We start from the raw sequence: 21,155 nt of genomic DNA, 5'->3' as shown, positions 1-21,155 counted from the left end.
CAGTCGTTCAACGCCGAGACGCGAAGTATCGCGCCTCTACACCGTTCCGGCGCTAAGCCGCCGCTCAAAAGCCTGCAGGAACTGGCCCACGTGGTAGCCGTCGGCCAGGGCATGGTGCACGTTCACGGCCACATTCATCCAGGTAGCGCCGTTTTCCTGGTAGGTCTGGCCGAAGGAAATCTTGGGGCAGCTGTCGGGGTACTGGAAGCTGCGGGCGTGGGTGAGGCCGGTGAAGCGCACCCAGGGAATGGCCGAGCAGTGCAGCACGTCGGGGCGGCCGGTGGTATCGGTCAGGCGCAGGCCCGAACTGGCTTGCACGGCCGCTATTTCGGCGGTGGCGGCGGCCACGAAGCCGCTCAACTCATCGTTTTGCTCAATGAAGGAAAAGGCGAAGGTGTGGTCGGGGCGGCCGAGGGTGGCGGAGGCGTGGACCCGGTCGTAGCGGTACACCTGGCCGCCTTCAATGCGGGTGCGGAACTCGGGCACTTCGTTGGCGGCCTGCACGGCGTGGTGGAGGTAGTACAGGAAAAACGATACCCCGAGCCGCTTGGCTTCGGCCTGGGCCCCGGAGCAGTTCACCGGCGCGACCAGCCCGAAAAAGGGTTCTTCAAAAGCCGAAAAGAAGGCAAAATGCTCGCGCCGGTTCCAGGTAGTCAGGTCAATCAGCTGTTTCATGGGCGGCAAGTTCGGTAACTTTACCGCCGGCGCGGGCCTCTCCCGCGGTTTTTCTCCGCTTTCCCGACTATGCCCGCGGCCCGGTTCCATTCCGGTGGCGCGGCTGGGTTTCCGGGCCGGGCACGGGCCCTACCACGCCAACTGGATCTTTGAGCGGGTCGAGCCCGAGCAGCTGGCCGGCCTGGCTTTTCACACCGTGCAGGATGTGCGCGAGGTGCTCGATTACCTGCCGTAGCCTTAGCTAAAGAACGGTCATGCTGAGCGCAGCCGAAGCATCTCGCAGGCTGACGCCAGATTACTAATCAAACGGTGCCACGCGAGATGCTTCGGCTGCGCTCAGCACGACCGTCTGGAGTGTTTCAAACAACTTCCTAAACAGCTTCATTGCTTCGTCCTCGCACTGACGCGGAACCACATTTAGCACATTACCCCCATTGGCACCTGAGCACATTAAAGTATTACCCCCATTTCAACACATTCGCACCTTGCGAAGCCCTGCCATTCTGTCATTTTAGGGGCAAAAAACTTACCTTTGCCCTCCTTCCGTGTTTGTACTACCTATGTCGCAGCAACTGTTCACCTTAGATTTTCTCGATACGCCTGCTTTGCCGGCCGCCGACCACGAGCCGGCCCAGGACGTGCGGGTGAGCCCGGCTACCCGCACGGGCCGGCAGCGCAAGCTCTACATCGAGAGCTACGGCTGCCAGATGAACTTCTCGGATTCCGAAATCGTGTCCTCCATCCTCTTCGACGAGGGTTTCGATACCACTGAGCAGCTGGCCGAGGCCGACCTGGTGCTGCTGAACACCTGCTCCATCCGCGAAAAGGCCGAGCAGACGGTACGGATGCGCCTGTCCCAGATCAACAGCCACAAGAAGCGCAACCCCGGCATGCTGGTGGGCGTGCTGGGCTGCATGGCCGAGCGCCTGAAAAGCAAGTTCCTGGAAGAGGAAAAGCTGGTGGATCTGGTAGTCGGCCCCGATGCTTACCGCGACCTGCCCAACCTGATCCGGGAAGTGGACGGCGGGCAGAAGGCCGTGAACGTGCTGCTCAGCCGCGACGAAACCTACGCCGACATCACCCCGGTGCGCCTGAACTCGAACGGCATCACCGCCTTCGTGAGCATCATGCGCGGCTGCGACAATATGTGCTCGTTCTGCGTGGTGCCCTTCACCCGGGGCCGCGAGCGGAGCCGCGACGCCCACAGCATCGTGCGCGAATGCCAGGACCTGGTGGCCCAGGGCTACAAGGAAGTGACCCTGCTGGGCCAGAACGTGGACTCCTATAAGTGGACGTCGGAGGACGGCGCTGAGTTCGTCAACTTTGCCCAGCTGCTGGAGCGCGTGGCCCTGATCAGCCCCGCGCTGCGGGTGCGCTTCTCCACCTCCCACCCCAAGGACATCACCGATGAGGTGCTGCACACCATGGGCCGGCACGAGAACATCTGCAAGTACATTCACCTACCCGCCCAGAGCGGCAACTCGCGGATTCTCAAGCTGATGAACCGCACCTACGACCGTGCCTGGTACGAGGACCGCGTGCTGGCCATCCGCCGCATCCTCGGCCCCGGGTGCGCCATCAGCACCGACATGATTGCGGGCTTCTGCTCCGAAACCGAGGAAGAGCACCAGGACACGCTCAGCCTCATCGACTGGGTGCAGTACGACATGGCCTACATGTTCTTCTACTCCGAGCGCCCCGGCACGCTGGCCGCCCGCAAGCTCGAAGACGATATTCCGCTGGCCGTGAAAAAGCGTCGCCTCCAGGAAATCATCGACCTGCAGCAGAAAAGCAGCGCCGCCCGCAACCAGCAGGCCGTGGGCAAGATGCACCGCGTGCTGGTCGAGAATTTCTCCAAGCGCAGCCAGGAGCACCTCAGCGGCCGCAACAGCCAGAACCAGGTCGTCATCTTCCCCAAGAAGCACTACCAGAAAGGTGACTACGTGAACGTGTTCGTCCACACCGGCACGGGTGGTTCGTTGCTGGGGGACGCAGTATAGGTTGGTTTTTGGTTGTTTGTTTTTGGTTTTTGGCTTCGTTCTAACAATTGACAGTTATTGCGTTGGTTATGGATAAAGTTGAACAGCAGAACTACAAAGACCTCCGGGTTTGGCAGCATAGCCGGGAGCTGGTGAAGCTGATCTACCTGCTGACTCAATCATTTCCCGATGAGGAGAAATTCGGTCTGACCAATCAAATGCGCCGCGCCGCTGTGTCCGTTCCCTCCAACATTAGCGAAGGAAGTGGCCGGCAACACCCTAAAGACACTATTCAGTTTCTGGTACTAGCCCGAGGCTCTCTGTACGAACTGGAAACGCAGTGCTATCTGGCTTTCGATTTATCCTTTATCAACCAGGAGCAGTTACAATATATTGAAGAGAAAATCGTCCACTGTATTCAACTGGTACAGGGATTTATCCGCTATTACCGTTCATTGGGTTGAGGCTGATGGCTTCTGTATGGGCCAAAAACCAAAAACCAAAAACCAAAAACCAAACTTGACACCTTCCGAAATACAATCCATCAAGCAGCGCTTCGGCATCATCGGCAACGCGCCGGCGCTGAACTATGCCATTCAGGTGGCAACCCAAGTGGCACCCACCGACATGACGGTGCTCATCAGCGGGGAAAGCGGCTCGGGTAAGGAATCCTTCTCCAAGATCATCCACGCCCTGTCGCCGCGCAAGCACGGGCAGTTCATTGCCATCAACTGCGGCGCCATTCCGGAAGGCACGATTGACTCGGAGCTGTTCGGCCACGAGAAAGGCTCGTTCACCGGCGCCCAGGAAGCCCGCAAGGGCTACTTCGAGGTCACCAACGGCGGCACCATCTTCCTCGACGAAATCGGGGAGATGCCGCTCGGTACCCAGGCCCGCCTGCTGCGGGTGCTCGAAAACGGCGAGTTCATCCGCGTCGGCTCCAGCAAGGTGCAGAAGACCGACGTGCGCGTGGTGGCCGCTTCCAACGTGAATCTGCTCGACGCCGTGCGCGAGGGCAAATTCCGCGAAGACCTCTACTACCGCCTCAACACGGTGCCGATTACGGTTCCACCACTGCGTGAGCGAGGCGATGATATCTACCTGTTATTCCGCAAGTTCGCTACCGATTTTGCCGAGCGTTACCGCGTGAAGCCCATTGCCCTGAATTCGGAGGCCGTCGTGGAATTGCAGCGCTTCCGCTTCCCCGGCAACATCCGCCAGCTCAAGAACGTGGCCGAGCAGATGTCGGTGCTGGAAATGGAGCGCGACGTGGATGCGCCCCGGCTGCGCCAGTACCTGCCCGCCGAGCAAAGCAGCCGCCTGCCCATGCTCATGCACGCCGCCACGGGCAGCGCCGACGGCGGCACGGGCACCTACTCCGAGCGGGACCTGCTCTACAAAGTGCTCTTCGACATGCGCCGCGACATGACCGACCTGAAGAAGCTGGTGCTCGACCTGGCCGCCGGTCAGCGCCCGGCCGAAGCCCAGGAGCTGCTGCGCCAGAACAGCCACCTGTTCAACAACCTGAACGTGGCCTCCGGCTACGACGGCGGCGGCCGCCTGAGCCGGGGCGCTTCGTCTTCCGACGGCGCGGCCGAGTACATCCTCACGCCCCGCCCCGAGCTGGCGGATGATGACGACGACAGCTACGAGGAAGAGGCTCAGCGGGTGGAAGACATTCCCCACGAAACCGAGGAAGAAACCCTGTCGCTGGAAGCCAAGGAAAAGGAAATGATTCTGAAGGCGCTCAAAAAACACCACAACAAGCGCAAGTACGCCGCCCACGACCTCGGGATTTCGGAACGCACGCTCTACCGTAAGCTGAAGCAATATGATCTGGAACAAGTATAGCAAAGCGGTTAGCTATCAGCTGGTTGCTATCGGCTTTTTGCTGAGCGGATGCAGCGTGTATTCCTTCACGGGCACCAACATCGATCCGGCGGTCAAGACCATTTCCATCCAGACCTTCCAGAACAACGCCGACAACGGCCCCTCCTTCCTGTCGCAGCGCTTCACGGAGGACGTGAAGGACTACTTCCAGCGCAATACCACCCTCAAGCTCGTACCCCGCGACGGTGACCTGCAGTTTGAGGGCCAGATCATTGCCTACGACTTCGCCCCCGCCGCCATTCAGCGGGAAAACGGCGTCGACCAGGCCGGGGTGAACCGCCTCACCATTCAGGTGCGCGTCCGCTTCACGAATACCAAAGACGACAAGCAGGATTTCGAGCAGACCTTCCAGAGCAGCGACGACTTTCCCGCCGCCCAGGATGTAGCCCGTATCAACAACGACCCCACGGCGCTGCGGCGCATCAACATCAACATCATCACTGACCTGTTTAATAAATCGGTGGCCAACTGGTAGTTAACCTTCCAAGCGACGGTAAACCCCGGGCCCCCAAACGCGGGGGCCGTTACTTGCGTTGTCTTTTTATGCCGGCCCCCGCAGCTATATATAGTAGGACAATGGGTTTACCGGCTAAAATGATGCACTTTTGCCGCCCCTTAAAGCCACTCCTTATCTTCCGGCCGGGCTGTCCGGTTGGGCGGGCGCACTGACTATCAGCTCCCCCGACCTCGCCCTGCCGCTCCTCCGTAAATCACCCCTATGACCCGCGCGTCGCTGCTACATCTTCTGGATCATGTGAACGGCATTTCGGAAACCGAAATCCGGGAGCTGGAGCAGCTGGCGGCCGCGTTTCCGTATTGTCAGACGGCGCACGTGCTGCTGGCTAAGGCGGCCCACGACCAGGGCAGCATGCTGGCCAGCCAGCGCCTGCGCCGCGCCGCCACCTACGCCGCCGACCGGGAGCTGCTGCGCCGGCTCATCGAGCAACCCGCCCCGGCCATCGTTGCGGCAGGGCCGGTTGATGTACCGGCCCTGCTGGTAGCGTCCCCGCCGGTCGACCCGCGGGCTGTCGAACCGGAAACAGGGGCTGAGCCAGAGGCCGTCCAGCCGCAAGCTGAGTTGCGGGAAGAAATTGAGCCGGAGGCTGCTGAAGCGAATAAAGACTCTCCGGCTCCGGGGGCCACGGAGTCCCGGTCCATGGAGCAGCCGGAGCTAACGGAACCGGCTGCCCCCGCCGAGGCCGAAGCTCCAACGCAGACTACGAGCGAACCAGCGGACCCTGTCAGCCAGGCGGCCTCAGCGCTGGATCAGCCCACTCCCGGTGCTGCCGAGGACGCGGAGCCAACTACCTCCCTGACGATTCCCGAAGCGGACGGCACAACTCCGGAAGAAGCCCGTGCGGAAGTAGCTGAACCCGCAGCGGATGAGCTGGCGGCAGCAACACCGTCGGCGACGGAACCGGAACCAGCAGCAACGGCCGGGACTGCCTTAGCAGTTGTTGCTGACGACCTGCTGCCGGCCGTAGCCCCACCCATCCGGCCCCCGGTGGAAGCCGGCGCGGCCCGCTTTGAGTTTGGCCTGGCGGCTACCACCCCGGAAATTTCGCCGGTGTACCAGCTGCCGACTATCGACGAGGACGAACAACCGGCTGAGCCGCCGGTAGCGACTCCTGTTCCCAGCTTCCGGGCTGATGCCGACGTGGCCTATGCCCTCGGCGGCGGCAGCCGGTTCGGGTCCTGTCTGCAGGGGCGCGACGAGTTCACCCAGGCGCTGCCCACCGACGACTTCTTTGCCCCCGATGCGCTGCTGCTGGCCCATATTAAGGCCCATACCCCGCCGGCTCCGCGGCCTTCCCGCTCATCGTTCGAGCTGATCAACAAGTTTTTGCGCGCCCAGCCGCGACTCAAAGCTCCGACGGTGCCGCCGGTTGAGGAGCAGGCCGATTTGTCGGTGCGCAGCATCCGGAACGTGCCCGTGCCGGCCTCCGAAATGCTGGCCAAAATCATGGTTCGCCAGGGCAAAACCGACAAGGCAATTGAAATATATGAGCAGCTAATGGTGCGCCAGCCGGAAAAAAAGGCGTATTTTGCCGACCAAATCCAACAACTGAAACCCTCGGAGTAATGTACGTTGCCCTTATCGTTCTGATTCTTTTCGTGTGCTTCCTGCTGGCCCTGGTGGTGCTGGCCCAAAACCCTAAAGGCGGCGGACTGTCAAGCCAGTTCGGCTCCGGCGGCGCAGCCAACCTGATGGGCGTGAAGCGTACCGGCGACCTGCTGGAGCGCCTGACCTGGGGCTTCGCCATCGGTCTGATGGTGCTGAGCCTGGGCACGCACGTGCTGAACGGCGCTTCCGGCGCGGCCGGCCCGGTTCGCAGCGTGAACCAGCAGAAGGCCCTGGAAACGCGCATTCCTACCGGCCCGGCGGCTCCGGCTCCCGCGCCGGCACCGGCACCAACGGGTGCTCCGGTGCAGCAGCCCGCGGCTACGCCGGCTCCGGCCACGGTACCGGCCAACTAAGCCCGTCTTTTTGCCCGACCTGCTCCGCCGGTGGTTTCTGAGGAAGCCACCGGCGGTTTTTTTGTGCGTTGTTGGCTGACCGGCTACCTTGCCGCCTGACAGCTTTGGCAGCTTTCTACCCCAACCGGCCCGGTCCCGGGCCCGACTAGTGTCCATTCTGTCAGGTTGAGGCAGGCTGGCACAAGAAGTGTTGCCTGCCGACTCACGTTCCCATACTGAAAACCTTTCACCCAAAACGAACAATATGTCACTAAGCATGAAACCGCTGGCCGACCGCGTCATCATTGCACCGGCTGCTGCTGAGGAGAAGACCAAATCGGGTATCATCATCCCCGACACAGCAAAAGAAAAGCCCCAGCGGGGCGAAGTAGTGGCCGTAGGCGCAGGCAAGGTGGCCGATAGTGGCAACCTGATTCAGCCGCAGGTAAAAGTGGGCGACCAGGTATTGTACGGCAAGTACGCCGGCACCGAAATCACCATCGAAGGCACCGATTACCTCATCATGAAGGAGTCGGATATTTTCGCCGTCCTGTAGAGCACCTTTCCCTTTCGACTTAATCTCCAGTAACACATAAGATGGCTAAGAACATCCAATTCGATACCGAGGGCCGCGACAAGCTGAAGCGCGGCGTAGACAAACTGGCGAATGCCGTGAAAGTAACCCTGGGCCCGAAAGGCCGCAACGTGGTTATCGATAAGAAATTCGGCGCCCCGACCATCACCAAAGACGGGGTGACGGTGGCCAAGGAAATTGAGCTGAGCGACCCGGTAGAAAACATGGGTGCCCAGCTGGTGAAGGAAGTGGCTTCCAAAACCGCGGATCAGGCCGGCGACGGCACGACGACGGCAACCGTACTGGCGCAGGCCATCTACACCGCCGGCTCGAAGAACGTAGCCGCCGGTGCTAACCCGATGGACCTGAAGCGGGGTATCGACAAAGCCGTGAAGGCCGTAGTGGAGAACCTGAAGCAACAGTCGAAGAAGATTGAAAACTCTTCGGAAATTGCCCAGGTAGGTACCATTTCGGCCAACAACGACGCCGAAATCGGCCAGATGATTGCCGATGCCATGGACAAAGTAGGCAAGGAAGGCGTTATCACCGTGGAAGAAGCACGCGGCACCGAAACCGAAGTGAAAACGGTGGAAGGCATGCAGTTCGACCGCGGCTACCTCTCCCCTTACTTCGTGACCAACCCGGAGAAGATGGAAGTAGAGCTGGAAAACCCTTACGTCCTGATCTACGACAAGAAAGTGAGCACCATGAAAGAGCTGCTGCCCGTACTCGAGCAGGTAGTTCAGACCGGTAAGCCGCTGGTTATCGTGTCGGAAGACGTGGACGGTGAGGCCCTGGCTACGCTGGTGGTAAACAAGCTGCGCGGCTCGCTGAAAATCGCGGCCGTAAAGGCTCCCGGCTTCGGCGACCGTCGCAAGGCGATGCTGGAAGACATTGCGGTGCTGACCGGCGGAACGGTAATTTCGGAAGAGCGCGGCTACAAGCTCGACTCTGCTACCCTCGAATACCTGGGTACGGCCGAGAAGATCATCATCGACAAGGACAACACGACCATCGTGAACGGCAAGGGTGAGAAAGCTGGCATCACCGCCCGGATCAACGAAATCAAGGCGCAAATCGGCACCACCACGTCGGACTACGACAAGGAGAAGCTGCAGGAGCGTCTGGCTAAGCTGTCCGGCGGCGTGGCCATTCTCTACATCGGCGCTTCTACGGAAGTGGAGATGAAGGAGAAGAAGGACCGCGTCGACGATGCCCTGCACGCCACCCGCGCGGCCGTGGAAGAAGGTGTGGTTCCCGGCGGCGGCGTAGCCCTGGTGCGCGCCCTCGACTCGCTGGAAGCCATCAACACCCACAACAGCGACGAGCGTACCGGCGTGAACATCATCCGCACGGCTCTCGAAGCTCCCCTGCGGACCATCGTCGCCAACGCCGGTGGCGAAGGCTCGGTAGTGGTACAGAAAGTACGCGAAGGCAAAGGTGACTTCGGTTACAATGCCCGCGAGGATCGTTACGAGAACCTGATGGCGGCCGGTATCATCGACCCAACCAAGGTAACGCGTCTGGCCCTGGAGAATGCCGCGTCGATTGCCGGCCTGCTCCTGACCACCGAGTGCGTGATTTCGGACGAGCCGGAAGCCGACAAAGATGGCGGCCACGGCGGCGGAGCCCCCGGCATGGGCGGCATGGGCGGCATGATGTAAACATCGGCCGCTAAGCCTCCGGCTTAGTAAGCAAAAAGCCCCGCAGGACTCCGGTCCGGCGGGGTTTTTTCGTGAGCGAGTGGTGCCACGACTTTTTTCAGTCGTGGTACCACTATCGTTGCTTATGCCTGCCTGCCTGCCTGCCTGCCTGCCTGCCTGCCTGCCTGCCTGCCTGCCTGCCTGCCTGTCGTTCAACGATAGTGGTACCACGACCAAAAAAGTCGTGGCACCACATCCGCTACCTCAAAATAATGAATCAACTTTCTCTTGTGGCATAATTGCCAGCGTCAGAAGCCGTAGTTCTTCTGCCGTATCTGGCAAGTCCAATAAGGCCCGGGCCGTTTCCTGGTCGCATAACGTACCCGGCCGTAGCCCAAGGTAGTCGGGGTAGGATGACCAGGGCCAGCGGGCTGTTTCAGCAATAAGCTGCGCCCGCACCGGATTCTGATGAATGTAGCAGAAGCACGTTAGCCCATAATGCCCGTCCCCAGCGAGCATATCCTTGGCTTTGGTCTGTTGCTGAAACAAAGAACCGGTGCGTTGCTCCTGCTTTTGGATAGCCCGGGTATACGAACTGAGCAACACCCGAAAAGCCGCCCCACAAGCTGGCATCGATGTTTCCTCCCGTACCTGCACCAGCAGATGAAAATGGTTGGGCATCAGGCACCAGGCCAGTAGCCGCATATGCGGTAACAGATGCCGGCGGATTTTCTGAAGGAAGAACAGATAATTTTCCCTGGTGAAGAAGATACGTTCCCGGTTGTTGCCGCGGTTATAGATATAGTAGCAGTGGCCGGGTTGCAGATGCATACCATAAGATACGAATTGCCGCAGTGGTGCCACGACTTTCTCCAGTCGTGGTACCACTATCGTTGAACGACAGGCAGGCAGACAGGCATAAGCAACGATAGTGGTACCACGACTGGAAAAAGTCGTGGCACCACTCGCTCACGAAAAAACCCCGCCGGACCGGAGTCCTGCGGGGCTTTTTCTTGTGGATGATCAGCTTGCTTACGACGCCGTTACGGGCTCGGCCATCATGGTGTTCAGGCGCTTATAAAGCACGAACAGGATGAGCGACGCAACCGCCGACAGGCCCACGAAAATCATGAAGAAGTCGTAGAGACTCGTGATCTGGAAGCCCAGGAACGAAGGCCAGTGGGCCGTCAGCTCCAGCTCGGCCAGCTTCGCCGTTATGTCGGCCGTGGCCTGGGTGGTCCCGTTCAGGATGGCGGGCAGGTTGATGCCTTCCTTCGAGGCTTTGGCAAACTCGCCGGGGCCGGGAGGATACAGCCCCGACAGCACACCGGCCAGCTTATTACCGGCCGCCGTAGCCAGGAACCACACGGCCATCAGCAGCGAGGCAAAACGGGCCGGAGCCAGCTTGTTCACCAGCGCCAGGCCGATGGGTGACAAACACAGCTCGGCAAACGTGTGCACCATGTACATGGTGATCAGCCAGAACATGCTCACTTTGGTGCTGGCGTCCACGCCTTTCACGCCGAAGGCAATGATGAGGTAGCCCACCGCCATCAGCATCAGACTGATGGACATCTTCAGCGGCGACGACGGCTCCGTGCCGCGCTTACCCATCCAAGTCCAGAGCAAGGCGAAGATTGGCGCGAAGATGATAATGAACAAGGCGTTGGCCGACTGGAAGTAGGAAGCCGGCACCACCGACGCGCCCAGGGTCCGGTCCGTCTGCTCATCAGCGAAGAAGGTGAGCGACGCGCCCGCTTGCTCAAACGTGCCCCAGAAGAAAATCACGAAGAAGCTCAGGATAAAGATGACGTAGATCTTCTGCTTCTCCCGGGAAGTGAGCGTCGGGTCGGTCAGGATGGTGATGGGGGCCACAATCATAGCCGAGAACACCAGCGCGCCAATCCAGTCGCGGTTCATGAGCCAGGCAATGGCGGCGTATACGACCACAAACAGGCCGATGAGCATGGGCAGCTTGCTGGCGAAGCTCTTCGTGGGCCGGGCAATAGTTTCGGCCCGTACCGGCCCGGCGGTTTGCACGGGCACGACCGGCGAATGCTCCACGGTGCGCTCAGGCTTACCGCCCAGGGGGGCCCCTTCGGCGGTAATCACGTACTTGTGTTTGAGCAGCTCAAACGTGAGGCTGCCAATCAGCATGCCGATGCCGGCCGCCAAGAAGCCCCACTTAAAGTCGGCCGGGTTGCCGGTGTCGCCGAGCGTACCGCAGACCAGGGGCGACATGAACGCGCCCAGGTTGATGCCCATGTAGAAAATGGTGTAGGCCGCATCAATCCGGGTGTCGCCTTTGGGGTAGAGCGAACCAACCATCGAGGAGATATTGGGCTTAAAGAAGCCGTTGCCGAAAATCAGGCAGCCCAGGCCCAGAAAAAACAGCAGCAGCTGCGCCTGGGGCACTTCAGTTTGGCCGGCGCCGTACATTGAAGCCGAGAAAAACAAGGCAAACTGTCCGGCCGCCATCAGCAGCCCGCCTACCAGAATAGAACGGCGGTTGCCCCAGTAGCGGTCGGCCATATAGCCACCCAGCAGCGGGGTCAGGTACACGAGCGAGGTATAATTGCCGTAGATCAGCGACGACATCTCCTTGTTCATCAGGAGCGCCTTGAGCATGTACAGCGACAGCAGGGCCCGCATGCCGTAATAGCTGAATCGTTCCCACATTTCGGTGGCAAAGAGCACGTACAGGCCCTTAGGGTGGCTGGTGGAGGCGGCCATGGGCTGCTGCTCCCGCGCAGCGGAGGTCGTTTGCATGAAAAAGAAGTGAAGTGTTGGAAAGGAGAAAGGACCGCCGGTGGTAACCCAACGGGTGGTTGGTAAAACTACAAAACTTTCGCAAGTGGCAACCGTTAGGCCCTGATCCGGTTGTAGAGCACTCAGCAGGCAGCGAATTTTCGCGGCCTTCCGGCCCTTTATGGCCTGACTCCGTGGCCGGCTGGTTTTTTTGTCTAATTTTGTCTTCTGATTCCCCTTCTTCCCACCCTTATTTTTCTCGTTTTCGGCCCATGCAGAACACCGCCGCCAACGCCCTCGACCGCCTCGCGCCGCTGGGTTTCACCCAAGCCTCCCAGGTCCATCTGAACCTCACGCCCGCCGAGCTGGTGGAGCACGCCCTGCGCAATGGCGAGGGCACGCTCACCGATAACGGCGCGCTTATGGCCGACACCGGCAAGTTCACCGGCCGCTCGCCCAAGGACCGTTTCGTGGTCAGGGACGACAACACCACCGACAGCGTGTGGTGGGGCGACATCAACATTGCCTTCGCCCCCGAGAAGTTCGATCAACTACACGAGAAGATGGTGGCCTACCTGGCCGACAAGGAGCTGTATGTGCGCGAAGCCTACGCCGGGGCCAACCCCGACTACCAGCTGAAGCTGCGCATCGTGAACGAGCAGGCCTGGCACAACCTGTTCTGCTACAATATGTTCCTGCGTCCGGCCGCCGGCGCCGACACCACCTGGACGCCCGATTTCAGCATCATCTGCGCCCCCGGCTTCGAAGCCGACCCGGCGGTGGACGGCACCCGTCAGTCCAACTTCGCCATTCTCAACTTCACCAAGAAGATGATTCTGATTGGCGGCACGGGCTACGCCGGCGAGATGAAAAAAGGCATCTTCGGGGTGCTGAACTACCTCTTGCCCCACGAGAAGAACACCCTTTCCATGCACTGCTCGGCCAACGTAGGCGCGCAGGGCGATACGGCCGTATTCTTCGGCCTCTCGGGTACGGGCAAAACCACGTTGTCGGCTGACCCCAACCGGGGCCTGATTGGTGATGACGAGCACGGCTGGACGCCGGACGCGGGCATCTTCAACTTCGAAGGCGGCTGCTACGCCAAAGTCATTGACCTGAGCCAGGAAAAGGAGCCCCAGATCTGGGACGCCATCAGGTTCGGCTCCATCGTGGAGAATACGCGCTTCATCCCCGGCACCCACACCGTGGACTACGCCAACAAGAGCGTAACGGAAAATACCCGTACGGCCTACCCCATCCACTTCATCGACAACGCCATTGAGCCGTCGGTAGCCGATGCGCCGAAGAACATCTTCTTCCTTACGGCCGATGCCTTCGGCGTATTGCCTCCCATCAGCAAGCTCGACAAGAGCCACGCCATGTACCACTTCATGAGTGGCTACACGGCGAAGGTAGCGGGTACCGAAATGGGCATCACGGAGCCCCAGACTACCTTCTCCGCCTGCTTCGGCGCGGTATTCCTGCCCCTGCACCCCACCAAATACGCGGAGATGCTGGGGCAGAAAATGGACGAGAACCCCGACGTAAACGTGTGGCTGATCAACACCGGCTGGTCCGGCGGCGCCTACGGCGTAGGCTCGCGCATGAAGCTGGGCTACACCCGCGCCATGATTACGGCCGCCCTGAACGGGGAGCTCAACGACGTGACGTTCACCAAGCACCCCATCTTCGGGGTGGAAGTTCCGGCCTCCGTGCCGAACGTGCCTACCGACATCCTGGACCCGCGCAACACCTGGGCCGACAAGGAAGCCTACGACAAAACGGCTTCGTCGCTGGCTGATAAGTTCGTGACCAACTTCCGGAAGTACGCCGATTTCGCCAACGAGGAAATCCTGGCCGGTGCGCCGAAAATGGCTGCCGTGCCGGCCTAGTTATTCGCTCTACCCTGGTTGAAAAGCCCCGCCCGCACTTGCCGGCTTGACCTTACCCACATCTTAAAAGCCTTCCTGGCCATGCGGCCGGGAAGGCTTTTTTTGGTGTTTCCCTAGTCGTTCCACCGCTGGCAAAGCGGGGCCAGCCGGCGAAACAGGGTCCTTACGCTACCGTTGCGAAGACGGCTCAAGAGGTGGGCTTGCCCGGATGTGCTTCACGCAGTGTCCCGCAGGGGTGGATCGCAGTGTCTCGCAGTGCCATTCAGCAACAACACAGCGAGACACTGCGCTTTAACACTGCGCGACACTGCGTGAAGACTTCATCGCTGCCGCTGGAAAAGATGTGGGGAAGGACAGGCATGCCGGCGGGGCTTTTTATATCGGACCATCTTAGTTTTTCCAGCTAATTTGCGCCGCCTTTTGCCTTTTCTTCCTACTGCTTTTCTATGCGTAAGCGCTTGCTGCCCCTGCTGTTTCTGATACTCACCCCGCTCTGCCTCCGCGCCTGGGGCGTTGATGGTCACCGGGCCGTGGGAAAGATTGCCGAACACCACCTTTCCGCCAAAGCCAAACGCGAGGTTCAACGGCTGCTGGGCTCCGAAACCCTGACGCTGGTGAGTACCTGGCCCGACGAGGTTCGGTACTACCCGGAGTTCAAGTCCACCGCCCCCTGGCACTACGTCAACACCGCGGCAGGACTCAACCAGGAGCAGTACCTGCAGGCGCTGCGGGCCCAGACCGAGCCCAACGCCTACAACGTGCTGCAAGCCAAGCTCCGGGAGCTGAAAGACCCGAGCAAGACGGCCGCGGAGCGCGTGGCGGCGCTGAAATTTGTGGTCCATCTGGTGGGCGACGCGCACCAGCCCCTGCACGCCGGCCATGCCGAGGACAAGGGCGGCAACGACATCAAGGTGAAGTTCCGGGGCAAGGAAACCAACCTGCACAGCCTCTGGGACAGCGGCCTGCTCGACTATCAGGGCCTGACCTACACCGAAATGGCCGACCAATACGACCGCCAGCTGCGGGGGCGGCAGGTGCGGCAGTGGCAGCAAACGCCGATGGAACAGTGGTTCTGGGAGTCGTACCAGAGCAGCGAGCAGATTTATAAAGAAGCTCCTACCGGCACCGATATCGACTACAACTACTACCCCGCGCACGCCGAGCTGATGAAGCAGCGCATCGAGCAGGCCGGCGTACGGCTGGCCCAGGTACTGAACGCTACGCTGGGGTAGCCCGCCCGCTTTTCGGACGGTCCGTTGCGGAAGCAGCTCCCGGACCCGGAGCGGGCCCCGGGGCTGCGCGCCGGCCCAGCCCGACCACTCCCGCCAACGGGCTGCGGCTGCAGGGGGTCAGGGTACGCTATGGCTTCGGCTTTTTTGGTTTCGGCGGAGCCGGGGGTAGCTTGGGCAGAGTGGCCGTCAGCGCGGCCAGCAGCGCCTCCACGTCGAATGCGGGGCGAATGTCGGGTACAGGGCCTCCGAGCTGCCGGGTGTATTCGGCCAGCATGGCATCTTGTTCCGCCACGATTTCCCCCAGCAGCGCCAGATCGTGGTTGAAGGAAGGCAGGTCAAATTCTTCGGGGTCGAATTTGCCCAGCCCGGCATACTCGCTGGGCAGGCGCTTGCGCGTGCCGGCGGCCTTTTCGGCCAGCAGGCCCACCAGCATCTCGTAGCCCGGAACGCTGCCGATATCTTCGGGTGGGGCCGCCCGGCGGCCGGTCAGGCAGCGCACGGCGGGCGTAGGATGGCCGGGAGCCAGCGGCACGACTTTCTCGACCACGATTTCGTGCTCCCAGTTGTCGCCGAAATCGTAGACGTAGGTTACTTTTTGCTTGGGGGCGGTCAGGATTTCGTTCAGGCTGACTTTGCGGGGGTCCCGCTGCCACTCGGGCATATCATCCTCGTCGCCGGGAGCTACGGGCGGCGAGCCGGAGAGGAAATCGTTGATGCTGCCCCGCCCCTGCCGGAACTCAAACAGATGGCAGTTCTGCCAGTCGAACAGCACCTGCATCACGAAGTGCAACTCCCAGAAGGTAAGCGTATCAGGTACTTCAACGCGCCGCCAGATGGGCGGCGTAATGTAGCGCAGCGCAACTTTGAGGTGAAGCAGGTTAGCCATGGCGGGGCGGCTGGTTGGGATTAATTAGCCCAATTTACACGCCGTATTCGAACTTCCCTCCGCTATGCTCACCTTTTTCGCCCCCGACCTGCCCGCCGGCCAGACCACCTACCTCCTCTCCGAAGACGAAAGCAAGCATGCCGTGCGGGTGCTGCGCCTGGGCGTGGGCGACGCGGTAGTGCTGGTCGATGGCCGCGGCGGCGTGTTTCAGGCGGCCGTAGCCGACGCCAACCCTAAACGCTGCCAGCTGCACATCGAACACGAGGAACGGGTAGCGCCCCGGCCTTACTTCGTGCACGTGGCCGTGGCCCCCACCAAAAACCTCGACCGCCTGGAGTGGTTCGTCGAGAAAGCCGTGGAAATTGGCGTGGACCGCATCAGCTTCCTGCGCTGTGCCCGCTCCGAGCGGCGGGAGCTGAAGCTGGAGCGACTGGAGAAAATTGCCGTCAGCGCCCTGAAGCAATCAGGCCAGGCGTGGCTGCCGCAGTTGGATGAGCTGACCGACTTCGCGGCTTTCGTGGGCGCAACCGTTGCCGAAACTACTTTCATTGCCCACCTGGCAGAAGGCGAGCGGACGGCCCTGGCGCAGGTAGCGGCCCTGAGTACGAACTGCTGCGTGCTCATTGGCCCCGAGGGCGACTTCACCCCGGCCGAAATTCAGCTCGCTTTAGGGCGGGGTATCCGGCCGGTGACGCTCGGCACCTCCCGGCTGCGCACGGAAACGGCCGCCCTGGCGGCCGTGTTTACGCTGCACCTGGCGCGGGAGCTGAGCAACTCCTGATGTAAACCACTGCCTATTCTGAAGTCAGCGGTGCGCGCAACAGTTGGCGCATGGCTACCAGATGAGCCAGCAGCACCAGCGGTACTACCAGCGCGGGTAGCCAAACGAAAGGAAAGTGCAGAATGGCCACGTTGGGCTGGTCGAACGCCTGGCGCTGCAGGGGTCCGGGCACCGCCAGCACCGCGTTGACCACGATATTGAAGAGCAGGGCCAGCCCCAGCACGTTCCATATCAGCAGTCCAGGGCGGCCGGGCGGCTTCCTGCGGAACGCCAGATAACACACCACAGGGGCCGTCAGGCCGGTCAGAATGTCCCAGTTGCGACCTTCAAAGGTCATGAGCCGGGGCACGGCGCGGTGCAGAAACAGCCCCAGCAGCACCAGCTCAACCGGAATCCGGACCACGTGCAGCAGCGTCAGCGTTTCCAGGCGCAGCCCATCCACAAACCGGCGGCCCCGGCTTGTCAGCAGCAGCAGCAGTATAGCCAACAGGGGCGGTCCCAGCGCCAGCGCCAGCCGGGGTGGCAGCGTATCAGTAACGGTGTAAAAGCCGCTGCCCGCCACCGCGCCCTGAATCAGCAGCCACGACAGCAGTACCGCTAAAACCTGCCCGGAGCGGTGCGCGGCCCGGTAAAACAGCCAAACTGCCAAGGCCGTGGTCAGACCGAATGCAAGATGAAGGGCAACTGGTATCGTTTCCATGGCCGCGGGGTGGGGTTGGTTGCGGTAAAGGAACCCCATCGGCCGCGGCTATTGCTTGTCAAATGACAAGAACGGCCGGCAACCGTTATTTCTTGCTGCTCCCCTTGCGGATGCGGCTCAGCGACGAATCGGTGACCCCGAGGTAGGAAGCCACGTTTTTGAGCGGAGCATGCTGCAGGATTTCCGGCTGGGCCCGCAGCAGCGCTTCGTAGCGCACGGCGGCCTGCTCGGTTATCATGGCCAGCATCCGGTCTTTGAGCCCCGCGTAGCCCCGCACCAGCATGGCCCGGCCAAACTCCCGGAACTCCGGCCGCGCATGAAACAGCCCGTTCAACTCCTGGTACCGGATACTCCAGCCCTGGCAGTCAGTCAGGGCCTGGATATACTCCCGCGAAGGGGTGCGGTTGAAAAAAGAGGCTACTTCGAACACCAGCTGGCCCGCGGCATAAAAGGCGGTGGTGGTGTCGTTGCCCTGCGGGTCGTAGGCAAAGGCCCGCATAAAGCCCTGGTCCAGAAAAAAGTAGTCGTCGCTGACTTTGCCGGCCTCCAGCAGCATCCCGTGGCGGGCCAGGACCCGGGGCCGGAACTGCCCGGCAATTTCCTCCGCCTGAGCCGCCGTGATAAAGCCCGTTCGTTGCAGAAAATGCTGCAGCTTTTCCTTAGTCATATTTTTCTCGCGGAATTTAGTATCCCTGAGCCTTAGCCCGCCCCGCAACTACGCAAATCGGCGGCGGCCCCGCAAACCACTGGGACGCTGGCCAACGCGCCGGCGCTGAACTTTGCCACCCTGGCGTTACTTTGTAGACTGTTACGCGCGTCCTACTCTTTCCTCATGCTCAAAAACCTGCTGCTCTCCGCTCTGCTCCTTCTTGCCCTCACGGCCGCCGCCCCTACCTACAGCTTCCGCGTCGCCAAGCTGCACTATGGCGGCGGCGGCGACTGGTACGCCAACAAGACCTCGCTGCCGAACCTGATCCGCTTCTGCAACCAGACCCTCAAAACCAACATCGCCCCCGACGAGGCCACCGTGGAGCTGGACTCGCCCGAGCTGTTTACCTACCCCTTCATTCACATGACGGGCCACGGCAACGTGTCCTTCACCGACGCGGAAGCCAAAAACCTGCGCCGCTACCTCACCGGCGGCGGCTTCCTGCACATCGACGACAACTACGGCCTCGACAAGTTCATCCGGCCGGAGATGAAAAAGGTATTTCCCGAGCTGGACTTCGTGGAGCTGCCCTACTCCCACCCGATCTATCACCAGAAGTTCGCCTTCCCCAAGGGCCTGCCCAAAGTGCACGAGCACGACGGCAAGCGGGCCCAGGGCTTCGGCCTGCTCTACAAAGGCCGGCTGGTGAGCTTCTACAGCTTCGAGTGCGACCTGGGCAACGGCTGGGAAGACCTGGGCACCTACCCCGAAGATTCGCCCGCCAGCCACGAGGCCGCCCTGCGCATGGGGGCCAACCTGATGGCATACGCCCTGACTCAGGACTAAGCGCGTCGTGCCACGAGTTGCCCGCCGGGCCTCGTGGTACGACTATCGTTGCTGATGCCTGGCGTATTGAACCACACCTCGTCACGCCGGCTGGTAACCAGGCGCGTTCGACGATAGTGGTACCACGACCCCAAAAAGTCGTGGCACCACCCGCATTGCTCAGCTACTCAAACTTGCGCTTCAGAATTTCGCTCAGCACGAAGGCGGCGCGCACGTCGGCCGGGTTGCGGAGCATGTCGCCGACGCGGCGGCGAGTGGAATCAGACGTGGTGGGTTCCGCCAGCTGCACCAGCGGGGTAGCCGCGCGGCGGGTCTGGAGTTCCGTTGGGCGCTGCGCGGGTCTGCCGGTGGTTGGCAACGGCGCCGGTTGGGCCGCCCGCCGGGCACTCTGCTGGGAAGTTTCGCGCGGCGGAGCCTGACGTTGGAACTCGGCCGCTTTTTCGGCCGCCGTCGGTCCCGTCTGCTGCTGCCCGGTTTCATTCTGGGCCTGCATCTGCTTCAGCAGCTCCTGAAACGAGGTGTTGGGCAAGGGCGGCACCTTCGCATTGGGCCGCTCCCGGCTTTCCTGAGCGGCGGTTTCCCGGGCTTTCTGCACCAGCCGCCAGACGAAAACGCCCAGCCCCAGCAGAATCAGCAGCAGCATCTGGACCTTTTCCATGGGCGGAGAATGAGTTGGGGAATGGAAAAGGTAGTGAGAGTTAAGGTCCCGACGATTTAGCGGATACCCTTTTCCGGATACTTACCGGTTTTGGTGCGGTAGAAGGCTTTGATCTGCTCCGTGTCGGCTTCGTAGTCACCGGTGGGCCAGAAGGCGGGACCCACGCCGGCTTCCTTGTTCTTGTAATCGAGGAAGCCCAGCAGGATGGGCACCTTTGCGCCCATGGCGGCGAAGTAGAAGCCCTTGCGCCATTTGGGCTGAAATTTACGGGTGCCTTCGGGCGTGATCAGAATCACCATCTCCTCGTTCTGGTTGAAGAGCTGAACCATCCCATCCACGAGGCTATTGTTGCGGCTGCGGTCCACGGGCAGCGCGCCCAGGGAGCGCATGAGCCAGCCCACGTACCGGTTATCGACCCACTCCTTTTTCACGGTGAAGCGTACCGGCACGTTCATCAGGAAGAAGGCCCCGCGGGCGTACAGAAGATCCCAGTTGCTGGTGTGGGGTGCCGCAATCATCATGGCCTTTTTGATGTCCGGGGGCACCGCGGAATGCAGTTTCCAGCCGGTCAGCCAGAACCATAGCTGCGAGAAATAATACCAGAACGCGGGGGTATGCGGAGCTTTAGGCATAAAGGGTATTTCCGAACGCCAACGTAAAGTGGGCGGGCGGGTTAAAAACCAAGGGGTTGAGCGGGTGAATCCCGCGTTGCGGCGCGGTATACCCCGCAATATAGGTCGGAAACCGGCTACGGCGAATCAGTTCGTTAAACCAGGGCATGGAGCTGTTCGGCCAGGCTCATGGTGTAGCGGTAGCCGATTTCGTAGAGCTCCGGAGCCCGCCGGTAGCCCAGGGGCCGGTACAGGCGCAACTCGGGCGGCTCAATCAGCACGTCGCAGCGCAGCTGGCGCGGAATGGTGTTGGCATTGATGGCCAGCTGCAGGGTGCGCTCAATCAGGTTGCGGAAGTTGGTAACGCGGGCCGCGTGGTTGATGGGGTTGCAATGCACCCCAATCACGCGCAGGCCCTGGTCCAGCAGCGGCTCCACGGGCAGGTTGTTGAGCAGGCCGCCATCCACGAGCTGCCGCCCCTGGTACTCCACCGGCCGGTACACGATGGGCACCGCCGACGAAGCCACCAGCGGCGGAATCAGCGGCCCTTCCGAAAAGTAGACCGACACGCCCTCCACCAGGTCCGTAGCCACGAGCGTAAGCGGGTATTTCAGGTCAGCAAAGGTGGCATCGAGGCCCAGGTGGCGGACAAAAAGCTGCTCCACGGCATCGAGGCGCAGCAGGCCGTAGCGGCTGAAGGCCGGGCGCATCAGCCGGGCCACGTTGGTGGTGGCCAGCAGCCGCAATATCTCGGCGGGCGAAAAGCCGGCGGCGTAAAACGCGGCCGCAATGGCCCCGGAGCTCACACCGGCCAGGTGGGCCACCGGAATCCGCAGCTCATCCAGCGCGGCCAGCACGCCCAGGTGGGCAATGCCCCGGGCTCCCCCTCCCGACAACGCCACGCCTATTTTCTGCATCGGGTCGAAGGGCAGCG

Annotated in this window: 22 protein-coding genes; 13 read left to right on the top strand and 9 right to left on the bottom strand. The window is 61.3% G+C overall.

Features of this window, described 5'->3' with window-relative positions; genetic code table 11:
* Nucleotides 1–36 precede the first annotated feature (36 nt).
* Entirely contained in the window at nucleotides 37–675 is a 639-nt protein-coding gene (locus tag ABD833_RS00670; protein ID WP_345070271.1) for a CatA-like O-acetyltransferase, read from the bottom strand.
* Between ABD833_RS00670 and ABD833_RS00665 the strand changes: the two genes are divergently transcribed.
* The 9 genes from ABD833_RS00665 (at nucleotide 674) to groL (ending at nucleotide 9,239) form a co-directional block, all read left to right on the top strand.
* Entirely contained in the window at nucleotides 674–910 is a 237-nt protein-coding gene (locus ABD833_RS00665; protein ID WP_345070270.1) for a hypothetical protein, read from the top strand. The genes ABD833_RS00670 and ABD833_RS00665 overlap by 2 nt on opposite strands.
* Before the next feature lie 325 nt (nucleotides 911–1,235).
* Nucleotides 1,236–2,675 (top strand): tRNA (N6-isopentenyl adenosine(37)-C2)-methylthiotransferase MiaB, encoded by a 1,440-nt coding sequence (gene miaB / locus ABD833_RS00660; RefSeq protein ID WP_345070268.1) that lies wholly within the window; start codon nucleotides 1,236–1,238, stop codon nucleotides 2,673–2,675.
* 68 nt (nucleotides 2,676–2,743) lie between these two features.
* Nucleotides 2,744–3,118 (top strand): four helix bundle protein, encoded by a 375-nt coding sequence (locus tag ABD833_RS00655; protein WP_345070266.1) that lies wholly within the window; start codon nucleotides 2,744–2,746, stop codon nucleotides 3,116–3,118.
* A gap of 55 nt (nucleotides 3,119–3,173) precedes the next feature.
* Complete coding sequence (locus tag ABD833_RS00650; protein ID WP_345070264.1) at nucleotides 3,174–4,505, top strand: sigma-54 interaction domain-containing protein; 1,332 nt, start codon at nucleotides 3,174–3,176, stop codon at nucleotides 4,503–4,505.
* Nucleotides 4,486–5,019, top strand: coding sequence for an LptE family protein (locus ABD833_RS00645; protein ID WP_345070263.1), 534 nt, complete (start codon nucleotides 4,486–4,488; stop codon nucleotides 5,017–5,019). Before ABD833_RS00650 ends, ABD833_RS00645 begins: the two co-directional genes overlap by 20 nt.
* Nucleotides 5,020–5,298: 279 nt before the next feature.
* On the top strand, nucleotides 5,299–6,627 hold the full coding sequence (locus ABD833_RS00640) for a hypothetical protein (RefSeq protein ID WP_345070262.1): 1,329 nt from the start codon (nucleotides 5,299–5,301) through the stop codon (nucleotides 6,625–6,627).
* Nucleotides 6,627–7,022, top strand: coding sequence for a preprotein translocase subunit SecG (secG, locus tag ABD833_RS00635; protein ID WP_345070261.1), 396 nt, complete (start codon nucleotides 6,627–6,629; stop codon nucleotides 7,020–7,022). The genes ABD833_RS00640 and secG overlap by 1 nt, the downstream gene beginning before the upstream one ends.
* 244 nt (nucleotides 7,023–7,266) lie before the next feature.
* Complete coding sequence (gene groES / locus ABD833_RS00630; protein ID WP_073109933.1) at nucleotides 7,267–7,557, top strand: co-chaperone GroES; 291 nt, start codon at nucleotides 7,267–7,269, stop codon at nucleotides 7,555–7,557.
* Nucleotides 7,558–7,598: 41 nt separating this feature from the next.
* Nucleotides 7,599–9,239, top strand: a complete 1,641-nt coding sequence (gene groL, locus ABD833_RS00625) for a chaperonin GroEL (protein ID WP_345070260.1) — start codon at nucleotides 7,599–7,601, stop codon at nucleotides 9,237–9,239.
* A 243-nt stretch (nucleotides 9,240–9,482) separates the two neighbouring features.
* Here the strand turns inward: groL and ABD833_RS00620 are convergent, their stop codons facing one another.
* Nucleotides 9,483–10,049 carry a transposase gene (locus ABD833_RS00620; protein ID WP_345070259.1) on the bottom strand — a complete coding sequence of 189 codons (567 nt, stop codon included), beginning with the start codon at nucleotides 10,047–10,049 and terminating at the stop codon, nucleotides 9,483–9,485.
* Between the two features lie 201 nt (nucleotides 10,050–10,250).
* Nucleotides 10,251–11,987: a peptide MFS transporter gene (locus ABD833_RS00615; RefSeq protein ID WP_345070257.1), complete on the bottom strand. Its 1,737-nt coding sequence runs from the start codon at nucleotides 11,985–11,987 to the stop codon at nucleotides 10,251–10,253.
* A gap of 251 nt (nucleotides 11,988–12,238) precedes the next feature.
* On the opposite strand from ABD833_RS00615, the gene pckA reads away from it, so the two are divergent.
* Both pckA and ABD833_RS00605 read left to right on the top strand, forming a co-directional pair.
* Nucleotides 12,239–13,858 carry a phosphoenolpyruvate carboxykinase (ATP) gene (pckA, locus tag ABD833_RS00610; protein WP_345070256.1) on the top strand — a complete coding sequence of 540 codons (1,620 nt, stop codon included), beginning with the start codon at nucleotides 12,239–12,241 and terminating at the stop codon, nucleotides 13,856–13,858.
* Nucleotides 13,859–14,304: 446 nt separating this feature from the next.
* The gene (locus tag ABD833_RS00605) at nucleotides 14,305–15,090 is read left to right on the top strand and encodes a S1/P1 nuclease (protein ID WP_345070255.1); all 786 of its coding nucleotides are present in this window, start codon (nucleotides 14,305–14,307) and stop codon (nucleotides 15,088–15,090) included.
* Nucleotides 15,091–15,217: 127 nt separating this feature from the next.
* Here the strand turns inward: ABD833_RS00605 and ABD833_RS00600 are convergent, their stop codons facing one another.
* Nucleotides 15,218–15,976, bottom strand: a complete 759-nt coding sequence (locus ABD833_RS00600) for a plasmid pRiA4b ORF-3 family protein (RefSeq protein WP_345070254.1) — start codon at nucleotides 15,974–15,976, stop codon at nucleotides 15,218–15,220.
* A 64-nt stretch (nucleotides 15,977–16,040) separates the two neighbouring features.
* On the opposite strand from ABD833_RS00600, the gene ABD833_RS00595 reads away from it, so the two are divergent.
* A complete protein-coding gene (locus ABD833_RS00595; protein ID WP_345070253.1) occupies nucleotides 16,041–16,757 on the top strand; it encodes a 16S rRNA (uracil(1498)-N(3))-methyltransferase in 717 nt (238 codons plus the stop codon).
* Between the two features lie 13 nt (nucleotides 16,758–16,770).
* Here ABD833_RS00595 and ABD833_RS00590 read toward each other — a convergent pair whose 3' ends face one another.
* On the bottom strand, nucleotides 16,771–17,496 hold the full coding sequence (locus ABD833_RS00590; protein WP_345070252.1) for a hypothetical protein: 726 nt from the start codon (nucleotides 17,494–17,496) through the stop codon (nucleotides 16,771–16,773).
* 46 nt (nucleotides 17,497–17,542) lie between these two features.
* Nucleotides 17,543–18,124, bottom strand: coding sequence for a Crp/Fnr family transcriptional regulator (locus ABD833_RS00585; RefSeq protein ID WP_345070251.1), 582 nt, complete (start codon nucleotides 18,122–18,124; stop codon nucleotides 17,543–17,545).
* A gap of 165 nt (nucleotides 18,125–18,289) precedes the next feature.
* Here ABD833_RS00585 and ABD833_RS00580 point away from each other — a divergent pair, with 165 nt between their 5' ends.
* The gene (locus tag ABD833_RS00580) at nucleotides 18,290–18,952 is read left to right on the top strand and encodes a DUF4159 domain-containing protein (protein WP_345070250.1); all 663 of its coding nucleotides are present in this window, start codon (nucleotides 18,290–18,292) and stop codon (nucleotides 18,950–18,952) included.
* A gap of 163 nt (nucleotides 18,953–19,115) precedes the next feature.
* On the opposite strand, the gene ABD833_RS00575 is transcribed toward ABD833_RS00580, so the two are convergent.
* The 3 genes from ABD833_RS00575 to ABD833_RS00565 all read right to left on the bottom strand — a co-directional run bounded on the left by ABD833_RS00575 (nucleotide 19,116) and on the right by ABD833_RS00565 (nucleotide 21,138).
* A complete protein-coding gene (locus ABD833_RS00575) occupies nucleotides 19,116–19,610 on the bottom strand; it encodes a hypothetical protein (RefSeq protein ID WP_345070249.1) in 495 nt (164 codons plus the stop codon).
* Nucleotides 19,611–19,666: 56 nt separating this feature from the next.
* Complete coding sequence (locus tag ABD833_RS00570; protein ID WP_345070248.1) at nucleotides 19,667–20,242, bottom strand: 1-acyl-sn-glycerol-3-phosphate acyltransferase; 576 nt, start codon at nucleotides 20,240–20,242, stop codon at nucleotides 19,667–19,669.
* 134 nt (nucleotides 20,243–20,376) lie between these two features.
* The gene (locus ABD833_RS00565) at nucleotides 20,377–21,138 is read right to left on the bottom strand and encodes a patatin-like phospholipase family protein (RefSeq protein WP_345070247.1); all 762 of its coding nucleotides are present in this window, start codon (nucleotides 21,136–21,138) and stop codon (nucleotides 20,377–20,379) included.
* Nucleotides 21,139–21,155: the final 17 nt, after the last annotated feature.

The organism is Hymenobacter fastidiosus, from assembly GCF_039539565.1.
Lineage (GTDB): Bacteria > Bacteroidota > Bacteroidia > Cytophagales > Hymenobacteraceae > Hymenobacter > Hymenobacter fastidiosus.
The sequence above is the reverse complement of the archived record's forward strand: the minus strand, read 5'-3'. Positions and strand labels throughout refer to the sequence as shown.

Bases quoted from the DNA above. Each gene is read 5' to 3' on its own strand.
- ABD833_RS00655 (WP_345070266.1), top strand. From the start codon at position 2,744: ATGGATAAAGTTGAACAGCAGAACTACAAAGACCTCCGGGTTTGGCAG.
- ABD833_RS00590 (WP_345070252.1), bottom strand. From the start codon at position 17,496: ATGGGGTTCCTTTACCGCAACCAACCCCACCCCGCGGCCATGGAAACG.
- ABD833_RS00665 (WP_345070270.1), top strand. From the start codon at position 674: ATGGGCGGCAAGTTCGGTAACTTTACCGCCGGCGCGGGCCTCTCCCGC.
- miaB (WP_345070268.1), top strand. From the start codon at position 1,236: ATGTCGCAGCAACTGTTCACCTTAGATTTTCTCGATACGCCTGCTTTG.
- ABD833_RS00570 (WP_345070248.1), bottom strand. From the start codon at position 20,242: ATGCCTAAAGCTCCGCATACCCCCGCGTTCTGGTATTATTTCTCGCAG.
- ABD833_RS00585 (WP_345070251.1), bottom strand. From the start codon at position 18,124: ATGACTAAGGAAAAGCTGCAGCATTTTCTGCAACGAACGGGCTTTATC.
- secG (WP_345070261.1), top strand. From the start codon at position 6,627: ATGTACGTTGCCCTTATCGTTCTGATTCTTTTCGTGTGCTTCCTGCTG.
- ABD833_RS00580 (WP_345070250.1), top strand. From the start codon at position 18,290: ATGCTCAAAAACCTGCTGCTCTCCGCTCTGCTCCTTCTTGCCCTCACG.
- ABD833_RS00615 (WP_345070257.1), bottom strand. From the start codon at position 11,987: ATGCAAACGACCTCCGCTGCGCGGGAGCAGCAGCCCATGGCCGCCTCC.
- ABD833_RS00620 (WP_345070259.1), bottom strand. From the start codon at position 10,049: ATGCATCTGCAACCCGGCCACTGCTACTATATCTATAACCGCGGCAAC.
- ABD833_RS00565 (WP_345070247.1), bottom strand. From the start codon at position 21,138: ATGCAGAAAATAGGCGTGGCGTTGTCGGGAGGGGGAGCCCGGGGCATT.
- ABD833_RS00605 (WP_345070255.1), top strand. From the start codon at position 14,305: ATGCGTAAGCGCTTGCTGCCCCTGCTGTTTCTGATACTCACCCCGCTC.
- groL (WP_345070260.1), top strand. From the start codon at position 7,599: ATGGCTAAGAACATCCAATTCGATACCGAGGGCCGCGACAAGCTGAAG.
- ABD833_RS00645 (WP_345070263.1), top strand. From the start codon at position 4,486: ATGATCTGGAACAAGTATAGCAAAGCGGTTAGCTATCAGCTGGTTGCT.
- ABD833_RS00575 (WP_345070249.1), bottom strand. From the start codon at position 19,610: ATGGAAAAGGTCCAGATGCTGCTGCTGATTCTGCTGGGGCTGGGCGTT.
- ABD833_RS00595 (WP_345070253.1), top strand. From the start codon at position 16,041: ATGCTCACCTTTTTCGCCCCCGACCTGCCCGCCGGCCAGACCACCTAC.
- ABD833_RS00600 (WP_345070254.1), bottom strand. From the start codon at position 15,976: ATGGCTAACCTGCTTCACCTCAAAGTTGCGCTGCGCTACATTACGCCG.
- pckA (WP_345070256.1), top strand. From the start codon at position 12,239: ATGCAGAACACCGCCGCCAACGCCCTCGACCGCCTCGCGCCGCTGGGT.
- groES (WP_073109933.1), top strand. From the start codon at position 7,267: ATGTCACTAAGCATGAAACCGCTGGCCGACCGCGTCATCATTGCACCG.
- ABD833_RS00670 (WP_345070271.1), bottom strand. From the start codon at position 675: ATGAAACAGCTGATTGACCTGACTACCTGGAACCGGCGCGAGCATTTT.